Consider the following 1,446-nt stretch of genomic DNA (forward strand, 5'->3'; position numbering starts at 1 on the left):
CATCGCATCACCCGGTACCCGACCCCGAGGTGCCAGCAAAGCCCCGAACAAGGACATACACCGCCGCGTACAAGGCGCGGATCCTGGCCGAGTACGAGACCCTCGACAAGGCCGGCAAGGGTGCCCTGCTGCGTCGGGAAGGCCTGTACACGTCGCTGCTCGCGGCGTGGAAGCACCAGCGTGACGCCGGCGCCCGCGAGGCCCTGGCCAAGCCGGCCGGGCGACCGAAGACCGATCCGGCGGTGCGTGAGGCCGCCAGGTTGCGGGCCGACAACGAGCGCCTGCGCGCCGAGTTGGACAAGGCCCGCAAGGTGATCGACGTGCAGGGAAAACTCTCCGCGCTGTTGGGGCAACTCGCGACCGACAGCCAGCACAGCGGGAGCGAGCCGACACCATGATCGACGCTGCGATCACCGAGCTGACACCGCTGATCGGGGTCCGGGCGGCGTGCCGGGCCACCGGCCGGCCGCAGGCCAACCACTACCGCCGGCACCGCCAGACACCCCCGCCACCACGGCCTGCACGCCAGCCTCGGCCGCAGCCACGTGCCCTGACCTCGGCCGAGCGTGACGACGTTCGGGCACTGCTCAACAGCCCCGACTTTGCCGACATGGCCCCCGCGGCCGTCTACCACACCCTCCTCGACGAGGGCGTATACGTGGCGTCGGTGTCGAGCATGTACCGGATCCTGCGTGCCCACGGCGAAGTCAGGGAGCGCCGCCGTCACGCGGTGCACCCGCCGAAGGTCAAGCCCGAACTGATCGCCGACGGCCCCAACCGGGTGTGGTCGTGGGACATCACGAAGCTGCGCGGTCCGGTCAAGCGGGTCTTCTACCACCTCTACGCGGTGATCGACATCTACAGCCGCTACACGGTGGCGTGGCTGATCGCCGAGCGTGAGGACGCCGCTCTGGCCGAGCGGCTCCTCGCCGACGCGGTCGCCAAGCAGGGCATCCCGCGTGAACAACTGACCATCCACGCCGACCGCGGCACCTCCATGGCGTCCAAGACCGTCGCGCAGATGATGGCCGACCTCGGCGTCACCAAGTCCCACTCCAGACCCAGGGTCAGCAACGACAACCCGTTCTCCGAAGCTCAGTTCAAAACCCTGAAATACCGGCCCGACTTCCCCGACCGCTTCGGCAGCATCCAGGACGCCCGAGCGCACTGCCGGGCCTTCTTCACCTGGTACAACACCATCCACCGGCACTCCGGCATTGGCTGGCACACCCCACACGACGTCCACCACGGCCACGCCCAGCAGGTCCGCGATGTCCGCGCCGACGTCCTGACCACCGCCTACACCCGCAACCCCGAACGATTCGTCCGCGGCATCCCACAACCACCCGCCCTACCCGAACCCGCGTGGATCAACAAGCCCAACGACGAGCCGACTCAGTCAACGAACCCCTGAACCATCCGCCCCGAAAAGGTTGACACCTTCCG

General features: G+C 68.5%; 1 protein-coding gene. It reads left to right on the forward strand.

Going from position 1 to position 1,446, the window contains the following annotated elements:
• The first annotated feature begins 29 nt into the window (after nucleotides 1-29).
• Nucleotides 30-1,414 (forward strand): IS3 family transposase gene (locus tag SLP03_RS31360; protein ID WP_413644778.1). Its coding sequence is split into 2 segments (ribosomal slippage): nucleotides 30-327 and nucleotides 327-1,414, totalling 1,386 coding nucleotides; the frame shifts between segments, so codons are not numbered across the junction.
• Nucleotides 1,415-1,446: the final 32 nt, after the last annotated feature.

The sequence above is a fragment of the Micromonospora sp. RTP1Z1 genome, assembly GCF_033804685.1.
Classification (GTDB): Bacteria; Actinomycetota; Actinomycetes; order Mycobacteriales; family Micromonosporaceae; genus Micromonospora.